The organism is Shimia biformata, assembly GCF_016888515.1.
Taxonomy (GTDB): domain Bacteria; phylum Pseudomonadota; class Alphaproteobacteria; order Rhodobacterales; family Rhodobacteraceae; genus Shimia_A; species Shimia_A biformata.
The window spans coordinates 2,460,629-2,482,055 of sequence record NZ_JAFEJK010000001.1 but is presented as its reverse complement, the minus strand read 5'-3'; the positions used below and the strand labels follow the sequence as shown (position 1 = coordinate 2,482,055).

At 59.3% G+C, this 21,427-nt stretch carries 21 protein-coding genes and 1 pseudogene; 11 read left to right on the top strand and 11 right to left on the bottom strand.

Translation table 11 applies throughout. From position 1 onward, the window contains the following. Positions 1–30: 30 nt before the first annotated feature. The 7 genes from soxB to JQ863_RS12090 form a co-directional block, all read right to left on the bottom strand. The gene (soxB, locus tag JQ863_RS12120; RefSeq protein WP_204114521.1) at positions 31–1,728 is read right to left on the bottom strand and encodes a thiosulfohydrolase SoxB; all 1,698 of its coding nucleotides are present in this window, start codon (positions 1,726–1,728) and stop codon (positions 31–33) included. An 87-nt stretch (positions 1,729–1,815) separates the two neighbouring features. After that, complete coding sequence (gene soxA / locus JQ863_RS12115; RefSeq protein WP_204114520.1) at positions 1,816–2,667, bottom strand: sulfur oxidation c-type cytochrome SoxA; 852 nt, start codon at positions 2,665–2,667, stop codon at positions 1,816–1,818. A gap of 71 nt (positions 2,668–2,738) precedes the next feature. Then, complete coding sequence (gene soxZ / locus JQ863_RS12110; protein WP_204114519.1) at positions 2,739–3,068, bottom strand: thiosulfate oxidation carrier complex protein SoxZ; 330 nt, start codon at positions 3,066–3,068, stop codon at positions 2,739–2,741. 17 nt (positions 3,069–3,085) lie between these two features. Next, complete coding sequence (gene soxY / locus JQ863_RS12105) at positions 3,086–3,505, bottom strand: thiosulfate oxidation carrier protein SoxY (RefSeq protein ID WP_204114518.1); 420 nt, start codon at positions 3,503–3,505, stop codon at positions 3,086–3,088. 26 nt (positions 3,506–3,531) lie between these two features. Then, on the bottom strand, positions 3,532–4,005 hold the full coding sequence (gene soxX / locus JQ863_RS12100) for a sulfur oxidation c-type cytochrome SoxX (RefSeq protein ID WP_204114517.1): 474 nt from the start codon (positions 4,003–4,005) through the stop codon (positions 3,532–3,534). Positions 4,006–4,124: 119 nt separating this feature from the next. Next, positions 4,125–4,706 carry a thioredoxin family protein gene (locus tag JQ863_RS12095; RefSeq protein ID WP_204114516.1) on the bottom strand — a complete coding sequence of 194 codons (582 nt, stop codon included), beginning with the start codon at positions 4,704–4,706 and terminating at the stop codon, positions 4,125–4,127. Positions 4,707–4,723: 17 nt separating this feature from the next. After that, positions 4,724–5,464 (bottom strand): cytochrome c biogenesis CcdA family protein, encoded by a 741-nt coding sequence (locus JQ863_RS12090; RefSeq protein WP_204114515.1) that lies wholly within the window; start codon positions 5,462–5,464, stop codon positions 4,724–4,726. Positions 5,465–5,556: 92 nt separating this feature from the next. Between JQ863_RS12090 and JQ863_RS12085 the strand changes: the two genes are divergently transcribed. From JQ863_RS12085 to JQ863_RS19625, 4 genes and pseudogenes are all read left to right on the top strand, one after another. After that, on the top strand, positions 5,557–5,979 hold the full coding sequence (locus JQ863_RS12085) for a thioredoxin domain-containing protein (protein ID WP_239113276.1): 423 nt from the start codon (positions 5,557–5,559) through the stop codon (positions 5,977–5,979). Positions 5,980–6,077: 98 nt separating this feature from the next. Continuing rightward, a complete protein-coding gene (locus JQ863_RS12080) occupies positions 6,078–6,386 on the top strand; it encodes an ArsR/SmtB family transcription factor (RefSeq protein ID WP_204115150.1) in 309 nt (102 codons plus the stop codon). Positions 6,387–6,424: 38 nt separating this feature from the next. Further along, positions 6,425–7,480: a YeeE/YedE family protein gene (locus tag JQ863_RS12075; protein ID WP_204114514.1), complete on the top strand. Its 1,056-nt coding sequence runs from the start codon at positions 6,425–6,427 to the stop codon at positions 7,478–7,480. A gap of 122 nt (positions 7,481–7,602) precedes the next feature. Further along, positions 7,603–7,921 (top strand): annotated as a pseudogene (locus tag JQ863_RS19625) (hypothetical protein); the annotation flags it as partial. A 14-nt stretch (positions 7,922–7,935) separates the two neighbouring features. Here JQ863_RS19625 and JQ863_RS12070 read toward each other — a convergent pair. Together JQ863_RS12070 and JQ863_RS12065 are read right to left on the bottom strand one after the other, a co-directional pair. Continuing rightward, on the bottom strand, positions 7,936–8,823 hold the full coding sequence (locus tag JQ863_RS12070) for a winged helix-turn-helix transcriptional regulator (RefSeq protein ID WP_204114513.1): 888 nt from the start codon (positions 8,821–8,823) through the stop codon (positions 7,936–7,938). A 59-nt stretch (positions 8,824–8,882) separates the two neighbouring features. After that, positions 8,883–10,376: a carotenoid oxygenase family protein gene (locus JQ863_RS12065; RefSeq protein WP_204114512.1), complete on the bottom strand. Its 1,494-nt coding sequence runs from the start codon at positions 10,374–10,376 to the stop codon at positions 8,883–8,885. Positions 10,377–10,756: 380 nt separating this feature from the next. Here JQ863_RS12065 and JQ863_RS12060 point away from each other — a divergent pair, with 380 nt between their 5' ends. Beyond that, positions 10,757–12,460 carry a class I adenylate-forming enzyme family protein gene (locus JQ863_RS12060; protein ID WP_338055520.1) on the top strand — a complete coding sequence of 568 codons (1,704 nt, stop codon included), beginning with the start codon at positions 10,757–10,759 and terminating at the stop codon, positions 12,458–12,460. Between the two features lie 27 nt (positions 12,461–12,487). Here JQ863_RS12060 and JQ863_RS12055 read toward each other — a convergent pair whose 3' ends face one another. Both JQ863_RS12055 and JQ863_RS12050 read right to left on the bottom strand, forming a co-directional pair. Further along, on the bottom strand, positions 12,488–13,432 hold the full coding sequence (locus JQ863_RS12055; protein WP_204114510.1) for a winged helix-turn-helix transcriptional regulator: 945 nt from the start codon (positions 13,430–13,432) through the stop codon (positions 12,488–12,490). A gap of 40 nt (positions 13,433–13,472) precedes the next feature. Beyond that, the gene (locus tag JQ863_RS12050) at positions 13,473–14,654 is read right to left on the bottom strand and encodes an acetyl-CoA C-acyltransferase (RefSeq protein ID WP_204114509.1); all 1,182 of its coding nucleotides are present in this window, start codon (positions 14,652–14,654) and stop codon (positions 13,473–13,475) included. A gap of 555 nt (positions 14,655–15,209) precedes the next feature. Between JQ863_RS12050 and JQ863_RS12045 the strand changes: the two genes are divergently transcribed. The 6 genes from JQ863_RS12045 to JQ863_RS12020 all read left to right on the top strand — a co-directional run bounded on the left by JQ863_RS12045 (position 15,210) and on the right by JQ863_RS12020 (position 21,397). Then, a complete protein-coding gene (locus tag JQ863_RS12045) occupies positions 15,210–16,022 on the top strand; it encodes an alpha/beta fold hydrolase (RefSeq protein WP_204114508.1) in 813 nt (270 codons plus the stop codon). Positions 16,023–16,046: 24 nt separating this feature from the next. Further along, positions 16,047–17,045 carry a TRAP transporter substrate-binding protein gene (locus JQ863_RS12040; RefSeq protein ID WP_204114507.1) on the top strand — a complete coding sequence of 333 codons (999 nt, stop codon included), beginning with the start codon at positions 16,047–16,049 and terminating at the stop codon, positions 17,043–17,045. Between the two features lie 27 nt (positions 17,046–17,072). Beyond that, positions 17,073–17,591 (top strand): TRAP transporter small permease, encoded by a 519-nt coding sequence (locus JQ863_RS12035; protein WP_204114506.1) that lies wholly within the window; start codon positions 17,073–17,075, stop codon positions 17,589–17,591. 1 nt (position 17,592) lies between these two features. After that, positions 17,593–18,903 carry a TRAP transporter large permease gene (locus JQ863_RS12030; RefSeq protein ID WP_204114505.1) on the top strand — a complete coding sequence of 437 codons (1,311 nt, stop codon included), beginning with the start codon at positions 17,593–17,595 and terminating at the stop codon, positions 18,901–18,903. Positions 18,904–18,983: 80 nt separating this feature from the next. Next, on the top strand, positions 18,984–19,844 hold the full coding sequence (locus tag JQ863_RS12025) for an NAD(P)H-dependent flavin oxidoreductase (protein WP_239113274.1): 861 nt from the start codon (positions 18,984–18,986) through the stop codon (positions 19,842–19,844). A gap of 722 nt (positions 19,845–20,566) precedes the next feature. Beyond that, positions 20,567–21,397 carry a protein NO VEIN domain-containing protein gene (locus tag JQ863_RS12020; protein WP_204114503.1) on the top strand — a complete coding sequence of 277 codons (831 nt, stop codon included), beginning with the start codon at positions 20,567–20,569 and terminating at the stop codon, positions 21,395–21,397. The last annotated feature ends 30 nt before the right edge of the window (positions 21,398–21,427 follow it).

Here is a 21,427-nt window from a genome sequence, read left to right as displayed (position 1 = left end):
CTCAATTCAGTGTGTTTCTGTAACGGGCCATTACGCCCCCACAACGGTTACGGTGTCGCGCGGCGTGGCCGACACGGTCCCGAGTTTCTTGATATGGCTTTCCACCACGTCCCAGATCTGCGGACCTTCGGTGCCTTCGTTGACAGAAGCCCAGCCCGCGACGACATAGGATTTTGCGGGGTCGATCGCCTCGCCCGAGGATAGCAGCGTCATGTCGCTGATGCGGCTGCCCTGCGGCTGGTTCACGTCGATGCGATAGCCCATGCCGCCGATGCGGACCATGTCGCCGCCCTGCTGGTAATAGGGATCGGGGTTGAAGATGTTGTCGGCGACATCTTCCAGGATCACCTTGATGAACTCTCCTGTCATTTCAGTGCGATAGGCCGCGCCATAGCTCATCGAAGTGACATTCCAGACATCCTCGCGGGTAATGTCGTCGCCGGGGATAAGGCTGGGCCCCCAACGCACGCCGGGGCTCATGGCGATCTCGGCGTCGCGTTCCGAAAGCAGCGCGTCGCAGATCAGGTCGTCCCATGTGCCATTGAAGTTGCCGCGCCGGTAAAGCGTGCCGTCGGTCTGACCCAGCACTTCGCGCAGGGCGGCCTCATGCGGGGCGCGTTCGTTGTCGATCAGGGCGCGCATCATCGGGTCGGGGGCGATCACGTCGCTGAGAATCGGGATCAGCTTGTGCCTGAGGCCCATCAGCTGCCCGTCGCGCACATCCAGATCGACGCGGCTGACGAACTTGCCGTTCGAGCCGCTGGCGATGATATGGGTCTGACCCACGAGAACTGGCTCGGGCAGGGCGTCATGGGTGTGGCCTGACAGGATCACGTCGATGCCCGAAACGACACCGGCCATCTTCTTGTCCACGTCGAATCCGTTGTGGCTCAGGACCACGACCACGTCCGCGCCTGCGTCGCGGACCTCGTCCACCATCTCCTGCATGTGTTCGTCGCGGATGCCGAACGAATATTCCGGGAACATCCAGCCAGGGTTGGCAATGGGCATGTAGGGGAAGGCCTGACCGATCACCGCGACCTTGGCGCCGCCGCGGTCGAAGAACTTGTAGGGCTTGAACAACTCGGCGGGCTCATCCCACTCGGCGTCAAAGATATTCTGACCAAGGGCGGCAAATGGCAGGCCCTCGACAATCTCGTTCACCCGATCTGAGCCAAGCGTGAACTCCCAGTGGAAAGTCATCGCGTCCGGCTTCAGCGCGTTCATCACGTTGACCATGTCCTGGCCCTGTGTGTGATGGCAGGTGTAGGAACCGTGCCACGTGTCGCCTCCATCCAGCAGCAGGGCGTCAGGGCGGTCGGCGCGGATGGCGTTGACAACGGTGGCAACGCGGTCCATGCCACCAACCCGGCCATAAGTCTGCGCCAGGGCGGAAAAATCGTTGTATGTCAGTGCATAAGCCGAGGCGCTGCCATCGGCAATGCCATAGGCCCTGCGGAAATCGGCCCCGGTGATATGCGGCACGGCTCCGCTGTTGTTGCCGACACCGATATTCACCGAAGGCTCGCGGAAATAGATCGGTTTCAATTGCCCGTGGATATCGGTGACATGGATCAGGCTGATGTTTCCGAAGGTCTCGAACTCAAGCAGTTGATCCTGCGTCAGCGCCTGCTGTGCCGCCAATTGCGACCAGCGTCCGAAACCGCTTGCACCCACGATGGCGGATGCCGCCATGGAAACCTGAAGAAAATCGCGACGGGATATCATCGGATAGGCCTTCTTTTTAACATTCACAAAAATGAATGTATATGAGAAAAGAAACCCGCGCCCTCGTGGAAGGCGCGGGCAGGTGGGTTAGTTGCGGACCGACGGACCTTCGACCGACAGGCCGTTGCCACGCGAGGTGACATAAAGTTCAAGCGCTATGAACTCCTGCGAACCGGGCTTGTACGTTTCCGCACGGGTGTCCCGTACGCAGCCCTTGAAGCGGCTGTGGACGCCGTTCAGTTTGGCGTTTTTCAGCCGGTAGGTCGGGAAGCCGTTGATCTGTCCCTGGCTCAGGTGGTCGGCGCGGATCATGTTGCCATAATTGTCCTCGTGGCAATTCGCGCAGCTCAGCTCAAGCTGGCCAGTGCGGGTGTAATAGAGTTCCTTGCCCATTTCCCATGTCTTCTGCGCCGGGCCGTCGATGGCGACATCCACAGGCATCCCGCGCGAGACTGACGACAAGAGCGCCTCCATTTCGATTGCGTCGCCGCCATCGTACTTCCACGCGTCGGCGCCCATGCGTTCGGTGCGACAGGCATTGACTTGCATCTGCAGGGTGCGGACCGCGCCGGCATCCTCGTTCCACTTGGGATAGGTCGGCTTCACACCCGCCATATCCGCCACATCGCCGTGGCAGTCGGCGCAGGATTTCCCCTCACTTCCTTCGGCGGTGTTCCAGGCGTTCATAGCGTTCTCGACAAACACCATGCCGGGGTTGTCGAAGTCATCGGCCTGCATCATCTGGGTCTCGTCCGACCGGAAGTGCCAGCCTGACATGACCTCGTCCATGACATCCGCCAGATGCGCCGGCGCCGCCGCTTTGGTGGTCATCTCGGTTTCACCGTTCAGGATCAGGTTGTCGTCATCAGGATCTGCCGCGGCCCACATCGGGACCGTCAAGATCACGGCGGCAATTGCTGTCATTGCCTTGAATTTCATCGCATTTCCTCCCTAGGTCCCCCCATCCCCGAAACGGGGACGGGTGTGCGTCTTGTCAGCGGGGCCAGCCCTCAGCCGATGGCGATTTTCTTGGTAGTGCCGTAGACATCACCATCGTCGTCGTACCAGGTGAACTTGAACTCACCGGCTTCCGGTACGATCGCGTCGAACTGGAAATATGGGTTGGTCGAGATCGCGGGGTGCATCTCGACATCGACGACCAACTCTCCGTTGAACTCGCAGGTAAAGCGGTTGATGATCGAACGGGGAATAAGGTTGCCGTCGCCATCCTTGCGCTGACCGGATTCCATCTTGTGGCTGATCAGGGTCTTGATGGTGATCGTCTCTCCGGCCGCGGCCGTTTTCGGGACTTTTACGCGGGGTTTTGCATCAGAAGCCATGTCCTGTTCTCCTTAACTTAGCCGCCGCAGCCGCCGATGGTCACTTTTACGGTTGCCGACGCCTTGACGAAGCTGCCGTCGGCCATCTTGGCCACGGCCACCACATCCTGCGTTCCGGCCAGCCGAATGCGGGTCGATGCAGCCTGATTTGCCGCAAGTGCGCCGAAATTGAATGTCGCCACGCCGGGGGTCGGGTTTCCGGTGGCCAGCACCAGGATCGACACCGCGCCCGGGGCGTTGACTTCGATCGGCACCGTGTTGCCGTTCTCGGCAATTTCGGGGGCAATCAGCTCAAGCCCGCCTTCACCGATCTCGGCGCCGCCGGTAAAAGCGGCAATCGCGTCGTCCGACAGGCTGGCCATCGCCGGCAGCGGAAGGGCAAGCGCCACAGCCGAACCGGCCCCGATGGCCAGAAAATCACGTCTGGAAAACTCCATCTTTCTCTCCTTGTTCAGGGAAGCCTTCACTCGTCCTTCAGGGTCATGAGGAAGGCGACTACATCTTCTATGTCTTGCGCGCTGAGAAGCGGGTCCAGCGGTCCGTCAGCAGCCTTGCCGGTATAGGCTTTGCCGGGGCGGACAAAGCCGTCGACCTTGTAATAGGCGGGCATGATTGTGCCCTCGAAGGTCTTCTTCGAATTGCTGAGGATGCCGCGCAGTTCAGCCTGGTTCCAACGGTCGGCCACTCCGTCAAGCGCAGGGCCGACATTTCCGGGAAAGGCGACATTCTGGGTTGTGATCTCGTGGCAGGCGACACAGTTGCCCAGCTTCTTCGAGCCATAGACCTCGGCCCCGCGTGCCGGATCTCCTGCCACCCCGGAAAGCGAGACTTCGACCTCGCCATATTCGCCGAAAACAACGTCCTGTGGGGCGACGCCCCCTGCAAATGCCATGCCGGCGGTCAGAGCCGACGCCAGTGATACTGTGAATAGCTTCATGTTTCCTCCCATCGCTTCCCGTCCGTTCGCTGGGTCGCTTTGCATACCGTAGGGCACCGGGCGGGAAGAACGCAACAACAAATTCAAAAGCGTGAATTTTATTATGTGTCGCGCTTGTGTCAGTCACTTCCGGCGGCGCTGCGTTCCTGAATGCGGCGGGCGTGGTAGCGCTGGAAATCTTCGCCGTTCTCAATCGCATAGCGCTTTTCAAGAACCCATGTGAAGAAGTCGAGCGTGGTGCTTTTGCCGAAGGCACCGGGCATGATCGCGACGGCGGATTCCGCCGCCGTCTGATCTTCGGGAACCTCTTCGGGCAGGAAGATCAGGGTTGGGGTGAACAGGATTCCCCACTTGCGGGCGAGGTCGCGCTGCTCGGATTCGTCGCCATCGAAATCCGTCGCCGTGGTGCTGCCATGCAGGTCGAACTGGACCACGAAGAAGTTGTCCTCGATCAGTTGCGAAAGGTCGGGTTGCGGGAAAACCTCTTCATGCATCTTCTTGCAGTAGATGCAGCCCTGCTGCTCGACGAACAGCACCAGCCGCTTGCCCTCGGCATTGGCCTCGGCGAGATCTTCGCGCAGGTCCTTGAACGTGTCCCGCATCCAGTGCGTCTTGTGCAGCCCATCGTCACCCATCTCGGCGGCGGCAAGGGGCATTGCCCCCAGCAGCATCAGCGCCAAAGCCATAGCCATCAATCGCATGTCCATCTTCCTCTCATTCAGCCTATGGCGCCAAGCCAGGGCAAGTAATCCAGCATCCATTGGGCGATCACGTTCATCAGGTTGGTGCCGATCAGAATGCCAAACAGGATCAGAAGCACCCCCATGAGTTTTTCGATGACCCCCAGATGGCGGCGGAAACGGGCCGTCCAGCGCATAAAAGGTCCGATGAACATGGCCGCCAGCACGAAGGGCGCGGTCATCCCGACGCCATATGTCAGCAAAAGAAGCGCCCCACGGCCCGCCGTTTCGGTGCCCGCGGCGGTAAACAGGATCGCTGCCAGTACCGGGCCGACACAGGGCGTCCAGCCAAAGGCGAAAGCAAGTCCGATAACATAGCTGCCGAGGATACCTGCCTTGTGCGTGTCGCCGATGTCGGCGCGGAACTGCCGGTAAAGGAACCCGACCCGGATGACGCCAAGGAAATGCAGCCCCATTGCAATGATCACGGCGGCGGCGACAAGGCGCAGCACATCAAAATAGGTGCGCACCCATTGGCCAAGCAACGAGGCCGACGCTCCTAGCGCCACAAAAACCGTGATGATTCCGGCGGCGAAGGAACAAGCTGAAATGATCGCCCGACGGCGGACGTCGGGCGGCACCTGCGCCTCTGCTGATATCTGTTGCATTCCGACGCCAGCCAGATAGCTCAGGTAGAAGGGCACGATCGGCAGGATGCAGGGCGACAGGAACGACAGAAGCCCTGCGATCAGCGCAGCCGCCAGTGAGATATCAAGCATGGTCAAAGCGGTCCTGATGCATTATAATTCAAACATACGAATTTGTGATGACGTTAACTGACGCAATCATACCCCGTCAATCGGAGCCGACCATGCGCCCGCACCTGTCCCGACTGTTTGCCGTTTTGCTGGCGGTTCTTCCTGCGCCCGCGCTGGCGGAACTGACCTTGTTGATGGTGGAGGAGCGGGGTTGTGTTTGGTGCGCACGCTGGGACCGCGAGATTTCGGAAATCTATCCAAAAACGCCCGAGGGCCGCGCCGCGCCGCTCCGGCGGGTCGATATTCACGCGCCGCTTCCGGACGGTGTGGCTGTTTCACGTCCGTTGGTCTTCACGCCCACATTTGTCCTTTTGGACGACGGCTCCGAGGTCGGGCGGATCGAGGGCTACCCCGGCGAAGACTTCTTCTGGGGACTTTTGGGGCGTATGCTGAATGACCACCTTGGGGCTCTCTCCGAGATACATACGGGGAACCATACGGGTGGAAAAAACCTGTTTCCGCTCACATCTGGATAATAGAATACAAAGGCAGTAAAGTGTCAGAATCTGAAATCAGACCAAACGAGGCAATTGTGGCCCAGACTGCGCAGAACCTTCCGGTTTTCACACCCGACATGTGTGCTGAAGACCTCGACAAGATGATGCAGAATGCTCAGACAGCGTCCAATTTCCTGAAGGCGATCAGCCACGAGGGGCGGCTGATGATCCTGTGCTACCTTGCATCGGGCGAAAAGTCGGTGATGCAGATGGAAGAGATGCTGTCGGCGCGTCAGGCGGCGGTGTCGCAGCAACTTGCCCGGTTGCGCTTCGAAGGACTGGTGCAAACCAGACGCGAAGGAAAAACAATCTTCTACAGCCTCGCTGATGATCGCTCGACCCGCATCCTCGAAGTTGTCTACGATCTTTTCTGCCGCGATGACTGACAGGTTCCCGATGGAAATGACCCCGAGGCGACTTCGACATGCTTGAGACACTGGGGGATGCCAATGCCGTTGCCCTGATCGGCCTTCTTGGTGGGCTGGTTCTTGGGCTGGCGGCGCGGATCGGCCGGTTTTGCACGCTCGGCGCGATCGAGGACTATCTCTATGCACAGGACGACAGGCGTCTGCGGATGTGGGCCATCGCGATCGGAGTTGCAATCATCGGTGCCCATGTGGCGATGGGCGGGGGCTGGCTGGACGTATCGCAGTCGCCTTACGTGAACCAGACCTGGAACCCGCTTGGCTCGGTTATCGGTGGGCTTTTGTTCGGCTATGGCATGGCGATCAGCGGCAATTGCGGCTATGGCGCGCTCGCCCGGCTCGGGGGCGGCGACCTGCGGTCCTTCGTAATCATCATCGTGCTTGGCCTGTCGGCCTATATCGTCATGTCAGGCCCGCTCGCACATCTGCGGGTCTGGCTATTTCCGGTTGAGACCGGGATTGCCCCGTCGCAGAGCCTTTCCGACCTCGCCATGCGCAAGACTGGCATTCCGGCCTGGCAAATTGGCATTGCCGTTGGCGGCGCCATCGTCCTATTCGCCCTGTCCGGCCGCGATTTCCGCAGGAATCCCCGGCAGGTGCTTTGGGGCGCGAGTGTTGGCCTTGCCGTGCTGTCGGGCTGGCTGGGAACCTATTGGGTCAGCGCAACCGGATTTGACGGCGAGCCGGTGCAGACCCACACCTTTGCCGCGCCGCTGGGTGATACGATGTTCTACCTGATGACCGCCTCGGGGAATACGCTGTCTTTCAGTGTCGGTTCGGTCACCGGCGTATTCCTGGGAGCGATGCTTGGCTCGTGGTCCAAAGGGCATTTCCGCTGGGAAGCCTGCGAGGACCCGCGCGAGCTCAAGCGGCAGATCCTCGGCGCCGCGATCATGGGGCCGGGCGCGATTCTTGCCGTCGGATGCAGCGTGGGGCAGGGGATCTCGGCCTTTTCACTGCTGGCCTACAGCGCGCCCGTGACCTTTGCCGCGATTTTCGCCGGTGCTGCCCTCGGGCTGCGTCACATGATCTCGGGCTATGCTTTCAGCAATTGACTCGCATCGCCGCGCGATACACCAACCGGACATGACGCCGCCCGTGTCCGCCGCCTGAGAACTGTGACCATGGTCCAGTCAGTGGGATGGCTGGGTTGGTTTCGCAGCGTCGCTTTGTTCAAATGAAATCGCCGTTCCGTTGCCTCCGCACTTGGCCCAAATCATCTGTCCTGTGGTGTGCTGGATGTCCGTTTCCCGCTTTCTCCCGGCAATGTGGAGGATCTCCTACACCAACGCGGCATTTATGCGACCAGCGAACCTGTCCGCTTTTGGTGGCAGAGGTTTGGCGCTGCCATGAGGGACTTCGGAAATGCGGATTTGCAAGAAACCGGCGGTTGGCTCAACATTCGAGTTGAGATTTCCCACCTGCCATTCCGACGACGGCAGGGGGCAATGCCCCGCTTCCGGCGGCTTCGGCGTTTGCAAATGTTCGAAACCGTCTGACGGTTCCCGTGTCAGGCCAGTTTGATCTGGCGGCGGTGCAGGCGACCATTGCATTTGCTACAGCGGAACACCGGCGTGTATTGGCAACCGCAGTCGTGGTGATGAAAGGTAAGCGGTACGCCGCTTCCGTCGTCCAGCCAGGTGTCGCCCCATTTTGCCAGCATGGAGATATAGGGAAACAGTGCCAAACCCTTTTGCGTCAGGCGAACGCCCTCGCTGCCGTCTTTCATCTTGCGGGTCAGGACACCCATGCTGACGAGTTCCTTGAGACGTTCAGACAACAGAAGCGGCGGAATCCCAAGATAGGATTCGAACTCGCTGAACCGGTGAAATCCGCGAAAGGCCGTTGCGATAATGGCTGGGGTCCAGCTGTCCCCGAGGCAAAGCAGCGTTTCGGTGTTGATCGAAAGCTCGGTTTCCTGTCTTAGCGCGGCGGCCCCTCTTCGGCGGGATTGGGTCGTGCTCTTGGCCTCGAACCCGGCACCTGGTCCCTTTTGGGCGAAGGTATTGAAGGGGGTCAGGGTGCCGGTGCAGCTGGAACAGCACAGCACGGGCTCGCAGGTTTCGCCACATGTCAGGTGCGTCAGAAAAGGACGAACGTGATCTTTGCCGGGTTGCGTCGAGATCTCCCAGGACCGGATTGCGAGCAGAACCTCCCAAAGATCCAGCCCAGCCTCGTCCAGCACATATTCGTTCCGACGGCCCGTCCCGGTTTTGCCAAGGATGCCGCAGGCCACAAGGCTGTCCAGCCGGTTGGACAGCACCGTAGGCGGGATGCCAAGATTTGCCTGCCAGTCGGAAAACCGGGTCGTGCCGCGAAATGCCTCGTGCAGAATTCGCAGAACCCATGCGTCCCCGACCACTCGAATGGCCCGAAGGACCGAGAATTTGGGGATCATCTTTGCAGCCACAGGCCGGACTCCTTGTGCAGACCGGCCTGGTGCCGTGGTCTTGGGTACTATCCCAAGCTGACGCCGCCTTCGCGCAGAAGGTCCGCCCCAGCCCAGAACGCATGCGCGCCCGTTGGGATGTGGTAAGGCATGATTACCCGGCAAATCGGGCCATCGCCAATGTTTTGTGCATCAAACAGGGCGCATTCGCCTTTGCCTGTTTCGACATTGGTCACGAACGTCACCAGATACCCGTCATCTTCGCCCTTGGAATTGATGCGCGGTGCAAAGGGCGCCTCGGATACGAACTGACCCTTGGGCATCATAAAGGTTTCGGTCTTGCCGGTTTGCAGATCGAATTTCTTGATCCCGTCCAGCAGCCACTCGCCCGGTTGGGGCAGGGCGTTGTAGCTATAGCGATAGGGGCGGCCATGAACGCGCCCGTTGACCATCGGGAATTCCGAGATCTGGTCGTCAAGCTGTTCTTCCCTGCATTCCCCCGTCTTCATGTTGAAGCGCCAGCGGTGCATGCGGGTTCCTGTGGTGTGCATGTCCAGCATCCGGCACAGACGGTCATAACCCTCGGGCGACAGGTCGCTCATGTCGGGCAGGGGGTTGGTCATGATGCAGCCGTCCATGATGACCCAGTCGCCTTCCTCATAGCTGTTGGACAGGTGCAGGATGTAGCAGGGCTCTGCTTCGAACCATTTGACATCTTCGCTGGTGCCGAAACGCGGAATGACGCCGAAACGGGCGGGCATGTCGCGGTGGAAATGCAGCCTGTGGCTGCCTTGTTTGAGCCGTTCGGGATCGAAGAACATCGGCAGGTCGTGCAGGATCGAGTAGTTCTCGGTCATGCCCATGTCATGTGGCCAGCGCGGGCCAGGCAGATCAATCGGCACGTAATGCACAAGGTTGTTGTCCCCATCGACAACGCCGTAGTGCATGTAAGGGGCGGTTTCCGAGAAGTTGAAGAACATCATGTGGTTGGTGACTTCGTCGACCTTGAAATGCGAACAAATGCCGCGATCTCCGAGAACCTGGCTCCAGTCTTCGTCCGGCCCGAGCGTTTCGAGCGTCAGCGGGTCAAGACGATATCCTTCCGAACATTGCGACATGGCCACGATGATCTTGCCTGCGTGAACCGCCACATCCGTGCCGGAGTTGTCTTTCATCTTGCCGATGCTGCCCCAACCGCGGCGGCCGTATTTCTTGGGTTCGATAATGCCGGGCCAGAGCGATTTTCCGGCGGCCTGTTCGGCCAGGAAACCGGTCGTGCGAGTATAGCGATTGCGATATTCCACCTTGCCCTCGTTAAACCAGATCGCATGCAGCATGCCGTCGCCATCAAAGGGGTGGTATTTACCGATCGGATCATGCACCTGGTTGTGGCCGTTGCGGACATACATGCCCTGCAGGTCTTTCGGCACTTCGCCGATCACTTGCAGGTCCGGTCCCTTGGCGGTGTATTCCAGCTCGATCGGCTTGTGGGCGCCGTTCAGATAGGGATTGTCATTCGGAAACTTCAGAGTTGAGTGACCGTGATCGAAAATGTCCAGCATCTTTCCTCCTAGATCGCGTGGCGTGTTGGCCGGTAGACATGCAGGCGATCCGTCCTGGCGATAGTTACGGAGCCCGGTTCAGCGCAAGTGCAATCTGTCTGGTGTCTCCGGGGGACGAAGCGCCTGGCGGAACCTTCAGGTCGACACTTGGGTTATGGTTGTTAATACAATAAATGTAGTATCGACGTTGCTACGTCAAGAGAAATGATAAATTCGGGCTGGCCTGACGCGCTGCGCCCCGACGACTTTAATGGTTTATGCCTGATTCCTGCCTGTTCTTGTGTGTAAATCCGCGAAATCGGCTCTGGTGCAGTGCGGTCGCGACGCATTTTTTGTTGCCTGTGCGGTCAAATGTGCTACTGTTATTGTACTAAATAAATATGGAAGATCAGATGGATCGGGCGAATCCCTTGTTGGGAAAGAGTAAGCAGTTTGAAGTTCTTTACGTTCCAGAGCTTTTGGGGCGGCAGAAGGGTCGTGCGCAAGAGCTCGCCCTGATCGACCCGCCAAACCGGCAGAAAATCACCGGCGGGACTCCTGCTCGGCTTACGTGGCGCGACGTGGAAGAGCGCGTTAACCGGCTGGCGCATGCTCTTTTGTCTGCGGGGATCTTGCCTGGGCAGGTTATTGTAACGCCTGCGCCTACGATTCATGAAACCATCCTGCTGCAACTGGCCATAATTCGCATTGGCGCTGTGGTGGCGCCGGTCCCCATCCAGTATCGCGAATACGAACTCACAAAGATTGCAGGCATGGCGAAGCCGGCCGCCTTTGTCGGGTTCGACCGCCTTGGTTGCCATGCAAATGCTGAAATGCTTGCGGGACTGGCGTCGGACCTGGGGGAGGGCGCCGTTGTGATGGCTTTTGGCAGCAACCTGCCCGAGGGGGTCATTTCGCTGGATGAATGGCTGGACGAGGACCGTCCGGGGCAGGCCGAGAGGCTGGCCGAACTGGATGCCCGTTTCCGGCCAACCGCAGATACGCTTGCCCTGATCATTTTCACGTCCGGCTCCGAGGCCGAGCCGAAAGCCGTACCCAAAACGCACCGGGCTTGCGCCGGTCTTGGACTGTTTTTGCATGATCTTGCGGGATTGCCCGATGGCGGCTGTATTCTGTCGCCCCGCATGCTGAACACGGCGGGCGGGATCACGACGGGTTTGATACCGTGGCTGTATCAGGGGGCGCGTCTCGTGTTGCACCACCCGTTTGACATGGATGTGTTTCTTCAGCAGATCGCCGACGAAAAACCGGAATACACCAGTTGCCCGCCCGCAATCCTGCACATGATCCTTCAGCGCGATGACGCAGGCGACCCGGTAGACCTTGGCCGGTTGCACCATATCACGTCAGGTTCCGAAGCCCTGAGCGCCAATGTCGTCACTGAGTTCAAGCTGCGCTACGGGATTGATATCGTAAATGTCTATGGCAGCAGTGAAGGTGCGATGCTCTATTCCTCGGAGCAGGACGTCGATGACCCGGATCTGCGCGCGACATCCTTCCCGGCCTTTGGCGGGCGGTTCGAGTCTCGGCTTGCGACCGGCAATGGAATCAAGACGCGGCTGGCTGATCCGGAGACCGGTGAAGAAGTCACCGAAGCCGGAGTCACAGGCGAACTTGAATTTGTCAGTCCGACCCTGTTTTCCGGCTATTTGGATGCGCCCGAGCGCACGAAGAATGCGTTTACAGATGATGGTTTTTACAAGACCGGCGACCTGTTTCGCTATACCGGCCCCGAGGGGCGTTTCCTGCGATTTGTCGGACGATCGAAAAACCTGATCGTGCGCGGTGGCCTGAACATATCGGCCGAAGAGATCATGGCGCTGGTGGCGGACCATCCTTCTGTCAAGGAAGCCGCCATTGTCGGACGGCCCAGCAAGAAGCTGGGTCAGCAGGTCTGTGCCGTGGTCGTGCTGCGTCCGGGCAAAACACTGACGCTTGAGGGGCTGAACAGCTATCTCAAGAATGATCGGCGGGTGTCGGTGTTCAAGCTGCCCGAGTTCCTTGAAATCGCCGAGCGCATACCGCGGGCCGCGGGTGGGAAGCCGGATATGGTTGCCCTGAGGAAAATGGCAGGGGGCGAGTGACCGCACCCTGGACGGTTACGAACCAAACTATGGCAGCGGGGTCGGTTGGCCTTCGTCAAAGAGCAATTCAACCCGCGTTCGTCTGAGCGGCATGTTGCAGCAGCTGCACCGGAACAGGGGCGTGTATTGGCAGTTGCAAACCGAGTGATGGAATGTCAGCGGAGCGCCGTGGTGGTCGGTCATCCACTTGTCCCCCCATTTCGCGAGCATCGCGATATAGGGGAAAATTTCCAGGCCCTTCCGGGTCAATCTGAACTCTTCCTGTGACTCGCCGTCCTCAACCGGGCGACGCCTGAGGACGCCGAGCGTTTCCAGATCGTTCAGGCGACCGGCCAGAACCGCCGGGGGAATCTTGAGGTAAGATTCGATTGCGTTAAACCGGGTCATGCCGCGAAAGCAGGTGGCCAGGATTGCCGGAGTCCAGCGGTCACCAAAGATCAACAATGTGTGGCTTTCCTCGCCGCTGCCATCGCCGCTTCGCAGGGCCGCGTTTCCGCGCCTGCGAGACTGCGGCGGCGCCCACTGCTCAAACCCCGCACCGGGGCCGGGTTTCGCCAGCGTGTTGAATGGCGTGAGGTCGGTCATGCAGGCGTTGCAGGTCAGAATGGGCCGCACGACCTCTCCGCAGTCGTGGTGGAATAGCTGGGGGCGCGCAGTCGAATGCTCGGGAAACCATTTCAGCTCCCATTCGGAGATGGCCAGAAGGACTTCCCAAAGGTCCAGTCCGGCTTCGTCAAGCCGGAACTCGAACCGTTTAGTGCCCTCGATCGGAGCGCGTCGCAGCAATCCGTGCCCGATCATCTGATCCAGCCGTGATGTCAGAGCGCTTTTCGAAATCTGAAGTGAGGTTTGCAACTCTGCAAACCGCCTGCAACCGTGAAATATGCGCACCAGAATCTTGAGTGACCACGCATCCCCGACCACCTGAATGGCCTTGAGAATCGAGAACCGTGGGAGCGTTTTGGGAGTCATGCGGCTAACCAAACTCGGTTCCGTTATCGCAGCGGCGGGATCACACCCGCTCGACAACGGTGGCTGTCGCAACCCCCGCCGCACCTGCAATGGCCGCAACTCCGTATCGCGACCCGCGAAGTTCCATCTCGTCAAGCATGCTGCCAATCAGCATGGCGCCGGTAGCGCCCATCGGGTGGCCAAGCGCGATCGAACTGCCGTTGACGTTGAAGCGGTCCAAATCAATGCCGAGCGCGCGCACGTAATGCAATGTCACGGCGGCAAAGCTGTCCCGGACTTCCCACAGATCGATGTCGCCTGGCGTCAGGCCCGCTCTGAGCAGCGCCTTGCGGGTGGCGTCGACGGCGCCGGTCTGGGTGATGGCCACATTGGCTTCGGCGGTTGCCAGAATGCGTCCTCGAGGTGTCAGGCCATGTGCCTGCGCTGCCGCCTCTGATGCCAGGAGGACCAGCGCGGCACCATCTGCCATCGCCGGTGCATTTCCCGCGTGGTGGACATGGTCGATCCGGCTCAACTCCGGGAACAGCTCCATCAGCCGGGCATCCCCGCCCTTGCTGCCCATCGCGGCAAACGCGGGCTCCAGCCGGGAAAGAACTTCGGCGGTGACGCCTGCTCGGATGGTCTCGTCCTGATCGAGGATGACCGCGCCGGTACTGTCCTTCACCGGGATGATCGACTTGTAGCGACCGGCCTTGCGGGCGGCCTCGGCTCGGTTTTGCGACAGGACGGCATAAGCATCGCAGTCAGCGCGGCTGATGTCATGCTGGGTCGCAACAAGATCGGCCCCAAGCCCGGGATGCACCGAGCCGACCGAGCGGGCCACGTCCTTGTCTGCGAACATCGCGCCCTCGTCGCTGAACATCGGTGTGCGCGACATCATTTCAACCCCACCGGCCAGCGTGATGGTGTCGTTGATGCTGGCCTGAGCGGCCATCTGGTTGACCGCTGTAAGCCCAGAGGCGCAGAATCGGTTGATGGTGGCCGCAGGCACCGTAGCAGGCCAGTTGGCCCGCATCAGGGCGACCTTGCCGACATTCGACCCCTGATCTTTTACCTGGGTAACACAGCCGAACAGCGCGTCGTCGACTTGGTTTTCGATGCCTGAATGCCGCTCACGCAGTGTGTTGCAAAGCCCGCCCAGCAGATCGACAGCCTTGACGGAAGCCAAAGCCCCGGTGGGCTTGCCTTTGCCGCGCGGGGTTCGGATTGCTTCAATAATCATAGCTATATGTGCAGTCATATTCAGGAGGTCCGATCAAAAATTTCTGTGATAACTACAATTGAAAGACTGTTTTTCTACTTGCGTCAAGCCGTTTTGCTCCAGGATCAGTCGGCCCCTTGCGGTCTGGAACAATAAGATGTGCGCAAAAAGCACAGTAAAAATAGATAGTTGGAGGAATCCCTCTGTCTTTGGTCCGTTTTGAAGAAAATTTTGACTTGATATTTGCCTCTGGCTTTGGTTCGTTAATTGAAGTTAGGTAGGCAGTGCGAGCGAGTCTGGGTTTATGGGGAAGCTAAGGTTCAAAGGTATTTTAAAGGTAGCTGCCTGCCAGCTCGCGTCTGCCTTTGCAGTGACAAAAGCTGCGCCAGGAACCTCCCCGGCCGCGGCACCACTCGGGGGGCAGTTCGACAAGGGTCGAGCGGTCTGCCGGTGGTGTCGCGACATTGGTTTTTTCGCAGGCCAAACCACCACTCACGGCCGGGTGCCGGTCGCCTGACCCTGCGACAGGCAATCCAAGGCATCCAATCAAACAGAATGACACATCAGGAGAAAAAGATGGCAAACCCAAGGATCCCGGATCACAGTGTCAGCGGGACCGGAGACACGACGGTTTTCCTTCTGCACGGCGCGTTCGGCGCCAAGGAATACTGGCTGCGCCAGATTCAGTCGTTGACGGCAGCCGGCTATCGCGTTGTCGCATGGGATGCGCCGGGCTATGGCGTCAGCCCCCTTCCTGCAAATTTCACGGTGGAACTGGCAGCCCGCGCAGCCGAGCAGTTGGTCCGTGCCGAGGGGACGGCAACCAACATCCTGCTGGGTCACAGCATGGGCGGGATGATCGCGCAGCGCTGTTACAGCTATTGCAGCGATGTCATTCACGGGCTGGTTCTTTCTGCTACCAGTGCCGCGTTTGGCAACAAAGGCGGGGACTGGCAGCAGGAATTCGTCCGTGCCCGGGTCGCGCCGTTGGACAATGGAATGACTCTGCCTCAGCTTGCGCCGAAAATGGTGCGCGCGATGACAGCCAACGGCGCCGGAGGCGACAATCTTCAAAGGGTGATCGACGTGATCGGCCTGATGCGTGAGGAAACCTTCCGCGCCGCCATCGTCGCGATTTCGCAATATGAGGGGCGCGATGTGCTGCCCATGATCACGGTGCCAACGCTGGTCATGTCAGGCGGGCATGATGCAAATGCCGCGCCGCCCAAGGTGATGGAGAAGATGGCCAGCAAGATTGCCGGCTCTGAATATGTCTGCATGGAGGATGTCGGCCATTTCGGATGGGCGGAAGATGCCGAAGGCTTCAATGCAATCCTACTCGAATTTCTGGACCGCAAGTTCGCAACACAAGCGGCCAAGATCGCATAAACTCATTTCAATGGAGGAAACGAAATGAAACACTGGATCAAGACAACGGCGGCAGGATTGGCGCTGGGGGCAATGATGTCGACGGCGGCAACCACGTTGCAGGCGCGCGAAATGAACGTTGCGACATACCTGCCTGCCGCTTCCGGCTTCGTCAAAGATTTGCTGGTGCCCTGGGCGGACTGGGTCAACGAAAGGTCGGGAGATGATTTCTCGCTTCGTGTGTTCGCCGGTGGCACGCTCAGCCGTGATCCGAACCAGCAGGACAAGATCGTCCGGGACGGTATTGCGGATATCGCCGTGATTATCCCCAGCCGTAACCCGTCCGAATACCCGCAGTTCAGCGTGTTCGGACTTCCCGGTCTGGCAAGATCCGGCGTATTGGGTTCGGCTGCGGCGTGGTCGATGTACAAGGACGGCAGCCTGCCGGACGTGTCCACCGTCAAGATTCTGGCGCTTTGGGTGTCCGACCCTTACATTGTGCATTCCAGCTCGCCCGTCACTTCGCTTGAGGATCTCAAGGGAAAGAAATTCCGGGCCATCGGCGCCACCCAGACGGACACTATTCTGGCGCTTGGCGGCGTTCCGGAAAACGTAAAGATCACCGAAACGCCGGAATCGATCATGCGCGGTATACTGGATGGTGCCCTGGCTGATTGGGCCGTGGCCAGCACCTTTAAGATCACCGAGGTGACCGACCATTCGTACGATGTCCCTTTGGGCACCCTGCCGTTTTTTCTGGGCATGAACAAAAACTCCTATGACGAGCTTTCCGATGAAAGCAAGGCACTGCTCGCCGAAGCCGGAGAGAAGTGGCAGGAGATGCTTGCCACCTTCTACAACGAGCAAAACGAAACGATCATTGCAGCCGCCAACGAAGCCGGCACGACAATCGTCCAGGCGTCCGACGCGGATATCGAACAATTGGTGGCAAAAACCCAAGGTGTTTATGCCGATGTGGCCGAACGTGCAGGTGCTGACGTGATCGACGCTTATCGCGCTGCGCTGGCCGCTTCGTCGAACTGATCCCGAAGCCTGAGCGGAGAGATCTCGATGTCGAATAGTCGATTGAATCAGCTAGTAGCAGCGGCCAATTGGATCAGTAAGCCTACGGCGCTGATCGGCATTCTCGCCCTTTTGGGTATCGCGATCCTGACAATCGCGAATGTCCTGGGCAGGTGGTTGTTGAACCAACCACTCATTGGCATCCATGATCTCTTCGGTCTTGCCATTGTTATTGTCGTGGCGGCCTGTTTTCCGACCGGTGTCATGCAGCGGCGCCACGTGTCCATCAAGTTCTTGGGGTTGGCCTTGGGGCCAAAGGCGACCAGGGTTCTGGACTCAGTGGCTGCGCTGGTTCTGGCGGTGTTTCTGGCCATTATCGCCTGGCAGGTCACGGTGGAGGCCATCGAAAAGACCTCAAGCGGTGAATACACACTGGTGCTGAAATTGTTGACCGGCCCTGTCTGGTGGGCGGCGTCCCTCATTCTTTGGATCAGCGTTCCGATGCAGCTTGTCGTCTTTGCCGACATTGCAACCCGGGTCGACCCACAACCAACCAAGGACTTCTAAAATGGCGAACGAACTTGTTGGCGTGTGCGGCCTTCTGTTTCTGATCGGCCTTATTGTCCTGCATATTCCCATCGGCGTGGCCATGGGTATTGCAGGGATCGTAACATTCGGCATCCTGCGCAATTTCGATGCTGCGTTTTCAGTGGTTGGCACCGAGGCAGCCTCTGCGCTTTCCAGCACGGAACTATCGCTGATCCCGCTATTCATCCTCATGGGGAACTTTGCGTCCGGCGGCGGAATGGCAAAGGATATCTACAGGCTGGCCGCGGCTTTTGTCGGACATATGCGAGGCGGCTTGGCCATGGCCACGGTTGGTGGCTGTGCTGGTTTCGGCGCGATCAGTGGATCTTCGATCGCGACGGTCACGACCATGACCAAGGTGAGCTATAAGGAAATGACGGAACGCGGGTACGCGCCCGCCCTGTCCGGCGGCACCATTGCCGCAGGTGGAACACTGGGCATGCTTGTGCCGCCCTCGATCATCTTCGTGCTCTACGCGGTGCTGACCGAGAAGTTTGTTCTGACCCTCTTTGCCGCAGCCCTCATTCCCGCCGCGCTTGCCGTTCTGGCCTATTTTGTGGCGATCCAGGTGTATCTGTTGCTTAACCCCGAGGCAGGACGTGCCGGAGACCGCGTTAGCTGGCGTGGTCGCTTGCTGGCCATTCGGGATGCGTGGACCACGATCCTGTTGGTTGCAACTGTGGCCGGAGGGATCTACTCGGGGATATTCACTGTGACGGAAGCCGCAGCCGTCGGTGCCGTCATGGCCCTGGGCATTGCGGTGTTCAAGGGAGAGATGACCTGGCGCAAGTTCTGGCTGGCGCTTCACGAAACAGCCGCCACCAGCGCGATGATCTATGTCATCGTAATCGGGGCAACCACATTCGGCTATGCCATCACGCTGTCCTTCCTGCCGGAAGTGCTGGTGAATTTCCTGAGCAACCTGGACGTTCATCCGCTGGTCGTCATCGCGTTCCTGATGGTCCTCTACGTGATCCTGGGCGCAATTTTCGACACGATTTCGGCGATGGTTCTGACCATGCCCTTTGTCTATCCGGTGATCCTGCAACTGGGATTTGATCCGATTTGGTGGGGGGTCGTCATGGTGGTCGTGATTGAGATCGGCATGGTAACGCCTCCGATCGGGATCAACGTTCTGGTGATGAAAACCATGTTGCCCGGCACGTCCCTGAAAACGATCTATTCCGGTATCATTCCGTTCTTGTTGGCCGATGTGGCACGCCTGATCATCCTGATCCTGGTGCCGGCCTGTGCGCTGTGGATACCGGAAATGATGGGTCTGCCACGATGACCGGGAAATTTGGTTCATATGAGCTTCGCCAAGAGCTTTGTGCACGCCTGAACACCACTCTTCCGGCTGTAGCGGCGCCAATGTTCCTCGTCTCGGGGCCGGAACTGGTCACATCGGTGTGCCGCGCCGGCATGGTGGCCGCATTTCCCTCTCTCAATGCGGTAAACAGTGATGAACTGTCCGGGTGGCTTGGCGATATCGCCGCTGGCCTTGCAGGGGCCGACGACGCGGCGGCGGTTGCCGTCAACCTCGTTACCCACCCCTCGAACCACCGGTTCGAAGATGATCTGGCAGTTTGTATCAAGCACAAGGTACCTTTGATAATCACCGCGCTCGGCAGCCCCGAACCGGTCGTCGCGCCGGTTCACGCATATGGTGGTTTGGTCTTTGCCGATGTGAACACGCCTGCACTGGCGCTGAAGGCCGCGCAACGAGGAGCCGACGGGTTGGTCCTGGTCTGCACCGGGGCAGGCGGGCACACCGGCGCAGTTTCCCCCTTTGCGTTTGTCAGCGAGGTAAGGCAGTTCTTCGACGGCCCAATCGTTGTCGCGGGCGGAATAGGCAGCGGTGCCGGTATTCGGGCGGTTCGATCGATGGGCGCGGACCTCGCATATCTTGGAACCCGGTTTCTTGCCGCCCATGAAAGCCGGGCCGTCGATGACTACAAGAACATGGTGGTTGATAGCGGCTTTTCCGACATCCTGTGTACTGCCGCCATCACCGGCGCCCCGGCAAACAAGCTGCGCCCCAGCTTTGTTCGGGTGGGGATCGACCCGGACGCATTGCCGACCAAGGGCAAATTCGACCTATCGAACCTCGACACCGGCGAAGTCAAACGTTGGCGCGACCTTTGGTCTGCTGGCCACGGAGTCGGCGCGGTCCCCGAACGGGAATCCGCGGAAGACATCGTGACAGCACTGAAAACCGGGTTCGCAGCGTAGACAAAAAACTCTGGATGGATCTTTTCAGGGGGGAACTTGTTTGAGGCAGGCAAGACTGTTTTGTGACGTCCGTCCCTGCCCAAACGCCCCCTGTTTGGCACTGGCAATGGGGTGCTGACAAGGACCTTCGGTTGAAGCAGGCAGGGCGCTGATACAGCGTCCTGCTTTTTCAATACTCTCTTCGTTTCGTTGCTTCAAAACCAGTTCGGAGATCTTCCGCATGGTGGTGTCAGGTTTCCCGCTTATGCTCCAAAATGTGGAGGACCGTCTGAATAAGCGGGGCGTCGAAGAGGGCCATGAATCCGTTCGAAACTGGTGGCATCGATCTGGTCCGATGTCGTCATGTCAGAGCGATGGCGCTTGAATAGACCAAGACGGTTGCGTAGCGTCGTGCCATAACCTCAATCTGCCTCCCAAAAAGCCGGTTCGAGTCACACTCTTTGTAGGGCTGGTTCGAATTCGTCTGACAGCACCGCCATCACCACCAATGTGAAGCCATTATTCCCTTTTGCGTGGGTCTTACAGGCGCTTCCAAGGGCGACTCCATCAATTCTTTTCTCCTGTTCCCAATGCCTTTGGTGGGAAACCTTGGGTGATTAGACGGAAGACAATTTGACTTGGGTTGATGGCGGGTTACAGCGTGGGGATGACCGCAAGTTTTACCCGCATACCCGTGAAACGCTTGATGACAAGCGCGAAATTCGCCCCTAGCCTGGGCCGCGATGTCGAAAGCACCCTGGTCCGATGAAGAAAACGATCTGATTGTCGCGGATTACTTCGCGATGCTGGCCGACGATCTGGCCGGGCGGCCCTATAACAAGGCCGAACATCGGCGCATGTTGTTGCCGCTCTTGAACAACCGCTCCGGGGGATCGGTCGAGTTCAAACACCAGAATATCAGCGCGGTTCTGAAGGGGCTGGGCGAGGACTGGATTCCCGGCTACAAGCCCGCCTTCAATTTCCAGACCTCGCTGATTGATGCGGTGGCGCGATGGCTGGCGGTCAATCCTGCCTGGGCGGGGCGACTGCCAGGAACGCCCGCCGGGTTGCATGAGTCCGCGCCACTTTGGGTCGGTCCGGCGCCGACGCTTTCGAACCAGCCACCGCCGCAGGAACTTGAACAAATGCTGCACGTGGCCGCCAAGTTTGACGTCGCCGGGCGGGACGAGCGCAACCGCGCCCTTGGCCGCGCCGGAGAGGAGCGTGTGTTGGCGCATGAGCGGGCCATGCTCAATGCTGCCGGGCGAGATGACCTGGCGCGCAAGGTGCGATGGGTGTCCGAGGAGGATGGCGACGGTGCGGGCTATGACATTGCCAGCTATGCGCCAGATGGCCGCCTGCGGCTGATCGAGGTGAAGACGACGAATGGCTGGGAACGCACGCCGTTTTTCATCAGCCGCAACGAACTCGCCGTGGCCGAAGAGCGGCGCAAGGAATGGTGCCTGTTCCGGCTCTATCAGTTTTCACGCGAGGCCAAAGGCTTCGAACTGCGCCCGCCGCTCGATGCCCATGTCTCGCTGACGGCAACGACATTTCAGGCGAGTTTTCACTGACGGTCGTGCAACTAACCGTGACCCCGGTTG

Coding starts and splice junctions, on each gene's coding strand:
- soxB (WP_204114521.1), bottom strand. CDS start 1,728: ATGATATCCCGTCGCGATTTTCTTCAGGTTTCCATGGCGGCATCCGCC.
- soxA (WP_204114520.1), bottom strand. CDS start 2,667: ATGAAATTCAAGGCAATGACAGCAATTGCCGCCGTGATCTTGACGGTC.
- soxZ (WP_204114519.1), bottom strand. CDS start 3,068: ATGGCTTCTGATGCAAAACCCCGCGTAAAAGTCCCGAAAACGGCCGCG.
- soxY (WP_204114518.1), bottom strand. CDS start 3,505: ATGGAGTTTTCCAGACGTGATTTTCTGGCCATCGGGGCCGGTTCGGCT.
- soxX (WP_204114517.1), bottom strand. CDS start 4,005: ATGAAGCTATTCACAGTATCACTGGCGTCGGCTCTGACCGCCGGCATG.
- JQ863_RS12095 (WP_204114516.1), bottom strand. CDS start 4,706: ATGCGATTGATGGCTATGGCTTTGGCGCTGATGCTGCTGGGGGCAATG.
- JQ863_RS12090 (WP_204114515.1), bottom strand. CDS start 5,464: ATGCTTGATATCTCACTGGCGGCTGCGCTGATCGCAGGGCTTCTGTCG.
- JQ863_RS12085 (WP_239113276.1), top strand. CDS start 5,557: ATGCGCCCGCACCTGTCCCGACTGTTTGCCGTTTTGCTGGCGGTTCTT.
- JQ863_RS12080 (WP_204115150.1), top strand. CDS start 6,078: ATGTGTGCTGAAGACCTCGACAAGATGATGCAGAATGCTCAGACAGCG.
- JQ863_RS12075 (WP_204114514.1), top strand. CDS start 6,425: ATGCTTGAGACACTGGGGGATGCCAATGCCGTTGCCCTGATCGGCCTT.
- JQ863_RS12070 (WP_204114513.1), bottom strand. CDS start 8,823: ATGATCCCCAAATTCTCGGTCCTTCGGGCCATTCGAGTGGTCGGGGAC.
- JQ863_RS12065 (WP_204114512.1), bottom strand. CDS start 10,376: ATGCTGGACATTTTCGATCACGGTCACTCAACTCTGAAGTTTCCGAAT.
- JQ863_RS12060 (WP_338055520.1), top strand. CDS start 10,757: ATGGAAGATCAGATGGATCGGGCGAATCCCTTGTTGGGAAAGAGTAAG.
- JQ863_RS12055 (WP_204114510.1), bottom strand. CDS start 13,432: ATGACTCCCAAAACGCTCCCACGGTTCTCGATTCTCAAGGCCATTCAG.
- JQ863_RS12050 (WP_204114509.1), bottom strand. CDS start 14,654: ATGATTATTGAAGCAATCCGAACCCCGCGCGGCAAAGGCAAGCCCACC.
- JQ863_RS12045 (WP_204114508.1), top strand. CDS start 15,210: ATGGCAAACCCAAGGATCCCGGATCACAGTGTCAGCGGGACCGGAGAC.
- JQ863_RS12040 (WP_204114507.1), top strand. CDS start 16,047: ATGAAACACTGGATCAAGACAACGGCGGCAGGATTGGCGCTGGGGGCA.
- JQ863_RS12035 (WP_204114506.1), top strand. CDS start 17,073: ATGTCGAATAGTCGATTGAATCAGCTAGTAGCAGCGGCCAATTGGATC.
- JQ863_RS12030 (WP_204114505.1), top strand. CDS start 17,593: ATGGCGAACGAACTTGTTGGCGTGTGCGGCCTTCTGTTTCTGATCGGC.
- JQ863_RS12025 (WP_239113274.1), top strand. CDS start 18,984: ATGTTCCTCGTCTCGGGGCCGGAACTGGTCACATCGGTGTGCCGCGCC.
- JQ863_RS12020 (WP_204114503.1), top strand. CDS start 20,567: ATGTCGAAAGCACCCTGGTCCGATGAAGAAAACGATCTGATTGTCGCG.